General features: G+C 69.5%; 4 protein-coding genes. 2 read left to right on the plus strand and 2 right to left on the minus strand.

Going from position 1 to position 5,413, the window contains the following annotated elements:
- Together VKH46_11525 and VKH46_11530 are read left to right on the plus strand one after the other, a co-directional pair.
- Positions 1 to 1,033: radical SAM protein (locus VKH46_11525; protein HKB71466.1), on the plus strand; the 1,033-nt coding region annotated here is incomplete at its 5' end.
- Between the two features lie 13 nt (positions 1,034 to 1,046).
- Positions 1,047 to 1,790 carry a lysophospholipid acyltransferase family protein gene (locus VKH46_11530; protein ID HKB71467.1) on the plus strand — a complete coding sequence of 248 codons (744 nt, stop codon included), beginning with the start codon at positions 1,047 to 1,049 and terminating at the stop codon, positions 1,788 to 1,790.
- Positions 1,791 to 1,811: 21 nt separating this feature from the next.
- Here the strand turns inward: VKH46_11530 and VKH46_11535 are convergent, their stop codons facing one another.
- Together VKH46_11535 and VKH46_11540 are read right to left on the minus strand one after the other, a co-directional pair.
- Entirely contained in the window at positions 1,812 to 2,864 is a 1,053-nt protein-coding gene (locus VKH46_11535; GenBank protein ID HKB71468.1) for a hypothetical protein, read from the minus strand.
- A gap of 239 nt (positions 2,865 to 3,103) precedes the next feature.
- Positions 3,104 to 5,413: NAD(P)-binding domain-containing protein (locus VKH46_11540; GenBank protein ID HKB71469.1), on the minus strand; the 2,310-nt coding region annotated here is incomplete at its 5' end.

Here is a 5,413-nt window from a genome sequence, read left to right on the forward strand (position 1 = left end):
CCTCGTGAAGGCGCGTGAGAAGGTCGCGATCGGCGCCCGGATCCTCGCGTCACGGCTGTCCGGCCGGCCTCGGCCTTTTTTCGTGCAGTATTCGCTCTTGAACGGCTGCAACGCCCGGTGCGCGTATTGCAATTCCCCGAACCGGGAGGACCGCCCGCTGGCGCTCGACGACCACCTCTCGATCCTCGGCGAGTTCGCCCGGCTCGGCGCCGCCCGCATCAAGTTCCTCGGCGGGGAGCCGCTCCTCGTCCCCGACCTCGACCGCCTCGCCGACGAGGTCCTTCGGCTCGGAATGCGCGCCGCGATCGTCACGAACGGCTTCCTCGTCCGCGCGCGGCTCGATCTCGTGCGCCGCCTCTCGGAGGTCGTGATCTCGATCGACGGAGACGAGGATGCTCACGACCGCCAGCGCGGAGCGGGCTCCTGGAAGAAGGTGATGGACGCGGTCGAGCTGTGCGCCCGCGAGCGGCTCGATTTCTTCCTGAGCGCGGTCGTGACGCGCCGGAGCGCCGGGCAGGTCCCCTGGCTCCTCGAGACCGCGTCCCGGCTCGGCGTGATGGTCAACTTCCAGATCCCGCAGTTCAACCCCGAGATGTACGGAGCCGCCGCGCGCTCCTGGATGCCGGATCCCGAAGAGATCCGCCGGATCGTCGCGGAGATCGTCGCGGCGAAGGAACGCGGCGCCCCCGTGCTCTTCTCGGCGCGATCGTATCGGACGACGCTCGCCTGGCCCGATTTTTCGCTCGAACGCGTCGAGCGCCCGGGAGAGCCCTCGCCGTGCAGCGCGGGCCGGTATTTCCTCCAGATGGAGCCCAACGGCGACGTCTATCCGTGCGTGCTGCACGTCGGGACGTTCGCGCCGAAGAACGCGGTCCGGGACGGCGTCGAGGCCGCCTGGCGCCACGCCGGTGAGCACTCGTGCTTCTCCTGCTACAACACGTGGTTGAACGAGAACCGGGCGATCTTCGACCTGCACCCGTCCGTCCTCGGCAACTTCTGGAAGAACTATCTGACGGGCCGCCCGCGCATATGATCGGCGGCGGCCGATGCGCGAGAAGATCCGCTTTTTCCTCGGGTTCGCGGCGGGGGTGGCGTGGCTGCTCCTGTGCTCGGTCATCGGCTTCCTCCGGCTCGCCGTCGGCCCCCGCGACCGGTCGGCGACGACGTTCTACGCCCGGCTCTTCTGCGGCGGTCTCGCGCGCGCGCTCGGCTGGAAGATCGAGGTCGACCGTCCGGAGATCCTGCGCGACTCCCGCCCCTGCGTCTTCGTCGCGAACCATCAGTCGATCCTCGACGTGATCGTCTTCGGCGCGATCGTCCCCTCCCGCACGGTGGCGATCGGCAAGAAGGAGCTCGGCCGCATCCCGCTGTTCGGCTGGTATTTTCGCGCCGCGGGGAACCTCACGGTCGACCGCGGGCGCCCCGAGCAGACGACGATCGCGCTCGCCGAGGCCGCGACGATCATCCAGCGAGAGCGCATTTCCGTGTGGATGATGCCCGAAGGGCACCGAAACGCGGCACGCGAGCTCCTGCCGTTCAAGACCGGCGCGTTCCGCCTCGCGGCGGCGGCGGAGGTTCCCGTCGTGCCCCTCGTGGCCGAGCCGCTCACCGCCGTCGCCGACACGCGGCGACACCGGACGCGGCCCGGCACGCTCCGGATCCGGGTGCTCGAACCTGCCCGCGTCGACGATACCTCCCCCGCCGGCGTCGCGGAGGCGGCCGCCGGGACACGGCGGCGCATGCAGGAAGCGCTCGACGGGTTGCGGAGCTCGGCGCCGCTCCCGGTCTGAGGCAGTTCCGCCAGTTCCGACCTAGTCGACCTCCCCGTGAATCCGCATTTCCACCAGCTCGTCCGGCGTCGGTTTGGTGGACCGGCGAGCCTCGACGCGCCGGATGAAATCCGCCGTGACGTGATGAATGCGCATCGCCACGAGATCGTCCACCGGGACGTGCGGATAGCCCAGCGACCGCAGCTCGCGAATGAAATCGGGAGAAACGCCGTGGATCCGCATTGCGACCAGATCGTCGGCGGGAATGCGTCCGTACCCGAGATCGGCGAGATGGCGGACGAAGTCCTCCGTCGCACCGTGGATCCGCAGCGCGACGAGGTCCGACGGCGCGAGCGCCGGGTAGCCGAGGTCGCGGAAGACCTTCACGAACTCCGGCCGTACGCCGTGGATGCGCATGGCGACGAGATCGTCCGGCGCGATCCCCGCCATCCCCATGTCCGACAGCGCTTTCACGTACTCGGGAGTCGCGCCGTGGATCCGGAACGCCACGATCTGGTTCGGCGTGGCGGAACGGTACCCGAGCCCCTGAAGGGCGCGGACGTATTCGACCGTGGCGCCGTGGATCCGGAACGCAATCGCGTCGTCGAGCGCGATGCGCGCGAAGCCGAGCGAGGAGAGATCCCGCAGGAACGTGCGGTTGACGTCGTGCACCGCCAGGGAGAAGAGGCGGTCGCCGTCGAGGGAGCCGTACCCCATTTTCTCCAATTCGGCGACGTAACCGGCGTCCGGCTCGAACGAAAAGTGGCCGGCGCCCTCGCCGTTCCGGACCGAGCCCTCGAATCGGAAAATTCCGGCGTCGCGGCGCACCTCGAAGTGGACCGGCGCGTTTCCCCCGCGCAGGACGCCCGGATCGAGGCCGACGAGCGCGGAAACGGGAACCGTCTCGCCCGAGCTCCAGCTCGAGTGACCGGAGCGCCGGCGCATCTCGAGATCGACCATACCGTCGTTCGCGCTCCGGCCCGGTTCGACCGACCAGGTGCCGGTGATCGCGGGTGCCGAAGACGCGCCGGCAACCGCGAAGATCAGTGATCCGAGCAGGATGGCGCCCATCCCGATCCGAAAAATCGAATTCATGCAGTCCTCCCCATGCTGCTTAGACGCGTGCGCCCCGCCGGAGGTTCCGCCACCGAAACCGCAAGGAGGGCTGGGATGCCGATCTCCCGTTCTCGATTCCGATGAGAGCGCAGCTCCGAGGCGGCGGCGCCCGGATCCCGAGGCGGCTTGGGGGATGCATCCCGCAGGTTGAATGTCGAATCGACGGGTTCGAGGGCGAAAAACGCATGACCCGCGCCCGATCGACCGGCTTCGTCTCCTCACCGGAAAGGAAGGCTCTCGCCTCCGGACATGCGCACGGGAGACGCGGGCAGACGGTCGAGCACCGGAAGACCCCCCGGGCCGATCCGCCCGAACGAGAGGACGCCGGTCGGGCACATCTGCACGCACGCCGAGCAGCGGACGCACTGGGGGTCCTCCATCGGGACCCCCTTGTTGGCGAAGCTCATCACGTCGATCCCCTGATGGCACACCGCCGTGCACACGTTGCAGGAGATGCATTTCTCCTTCTCCGGGAAGATCCGGAAGCGGGAGAAGCGCGCGTAAATGTGCATGAGCGCCGCGAGCGGACACGCGAACCGGCACCAGATGCGCCCGGAGAACCAGAAATAAAAGCCGACGCCGACGATCCCGGCCAGGAAGAGATCGACGACGCGTGAATAGTTGAGCGGGATCCCGAACGGAGCCCATCCGGAGAGCAACCCGTCGTAGAAACGGGCGGCAGCCGCTCCGATCCGCGATCCCGGCGCCGACCACGAGATCGCGCGCCCCGCGAACAGCAGGAAGGCCGCCGCGAGGATCGCCTGCCCGGTCATGTTCAGCCGGTTCCAGAGCGGCCCGTGCGGCATCTTCTGCCGGTGCGCGTCCCCCATCGTCTCGGCGAGCGCGCCGCACGAGCAGATCCAGCCGCAGTACGCGCCTTTTCCCCAGCGGCGGACGATCAGCGGGATCGCGACGAACGTCTGCAGGAAGGCGATCGCGAGCCACCAGCTCATCGGACGCGGCGAGAAAACGTTCCAGATGAAGAGCGGCCAGGCGAGGATCAACCCGAACGCCCGCCAGTACTCGCGACCCTGACCGTACGAAACCGCGGGGAAGAGGTGATCGGCGACCGTCTTGCCGAGGCCCGCATCGAACGCGCCCCCGTGCCCCGCCCAGGGGAGCAGCACGTACGGGAGCAGGAAGAGCGGTACGAGCTGGATCGCGGCGAGCGCGACGGTCTGGCGCGTGACGTAGGGAGTCCGGCGACGGCGGACCCGTGCGATCCCGAAGAGCACCACGGCGAGGCAGTAGGCCGTCGAGTAGTAGAAGCCGGGCTCGCGGAGCGAGATCGCGAGCGTGCCGAGAAGCGTGGCCGGGTCCGCGGCGGCGGTTGCCACCGCGCCGCCGAGGCGCGCGATCCCGGAGGAGACGTCGAAGGGAAAGAGCTTTCGCGACTCGAACCAGCGGGTGAGCGCTCCCCCCGCTTTCCAGTTGTAGAGAAACGCGCAGAATGCGAGAAACGCGGCGAACGCGGCGGCGCGGCGGACCGTCCACTCGCCCAGGATCGGGATTCCCGACGCTCGGAAAAAGTCGAGCGGCGCTTCCCTTCCGATCATCGTGAACACGACGTCGTTGTCGATCGTCGTCTCCCGGCCCGATGGGTCGCGCAGGGCGACGCGTTCGGGCTCGATCCGGACGACCTCCGTCCCGAGCGCGACATCCAGCCGGCCGGCGTGATGCGGGAAATCCAGGAACGGCCCCGTCGCCGACGTCACCCGCTCCGAGCTCGGGTGCTCGATTCCGACCGGTGCGGCGGGGTCGCGCGCCAGGCCCTCGACCTTCGCCACGTTCTCCGCCTTCGGCCGGGAGAATTCCATCCGTCGATACGACAGGGTCACGCGCGCGCCGCAGGAGGCCAGCGCGATCGCCGTTTCGAGTGCCGAATCTCCCCCGCCGACGACGAGCGCGCGCGCTCCCGCGAACTCCTTCGGGTCGTACAGCCGGTTGAAGACCTTTCCCGAGTCCTCGCCGGAGACGCCGAGCCGCCGGTGGCTGCCGCTGCGTCCGATCGCGACGATCACGCGGCGCGCGGCGGTCGGCGCCCTTCCGTCCGCGTGACGCAGCCGGAGGAGCCCGCCCGCGCGCTCGATCCGCTCGATCCGCGAGATCACCGGTTCGATTCCCGCGCCGCGGCGCTGATGCTCGAGGCTCTCGAGCAGCGCCTCCTTCGGATGGACCTCGTTCCGGAAGCGCAGCCGGCCCGCCGGCGTCATGCCGACCGGGTACGTGTAGATCGGCTTGGCCTTCGGAAAATTCGCGACGGTGGAGAACGGCTCCGAGGCCTCGAACACGGCGAACCGGAGCCCGAGCGTCTTGGCCTCGAGGGCCGCCGCGATTCCGGCCACCCCGCCGCCGACGATCGCGAGGTCGAGGACGTCCGGGCCCGCCGGCGGCATCCCCGCGAGCTCGGTCGCGATGGCCCGGGCCGCCTTCGCTCCGCCGTCGGCCGAGAGCTTGAGCAGCGGGACGCCGGTCAGGTCGCCGGCGATGCGCACGCCCGGAATCGCGGTCGCGCCGTCCGTGCCGAT

The sequence above is a fragment of the Thermoanaerobaculia bacterium genome, assembly GCA_035260525.1.
Taxonomy (GTDB): Bacteria; Acidobacteriota; Thermoanaerobaculia; order UBA5066; family DATFVB01; genus DATFVB01.

Excerpts from the sequence above, each read along its gene's own strand:
- VKH46_11530 (HKB71467.1), top strand. The coding sequence starts at position 1,047 with ATGCGCGAGAAGATCCGCTTTTTCCTCGGGTTCGCGGCGGGGGTGGCG.
- VKH46_11535 (HKB71468.1), bottom strand. The coding sequence starts at position 2,864 with ATGAATTCGATTTTTCGGATCGGGATGGGCGCCATCCTGCTCGGATCA.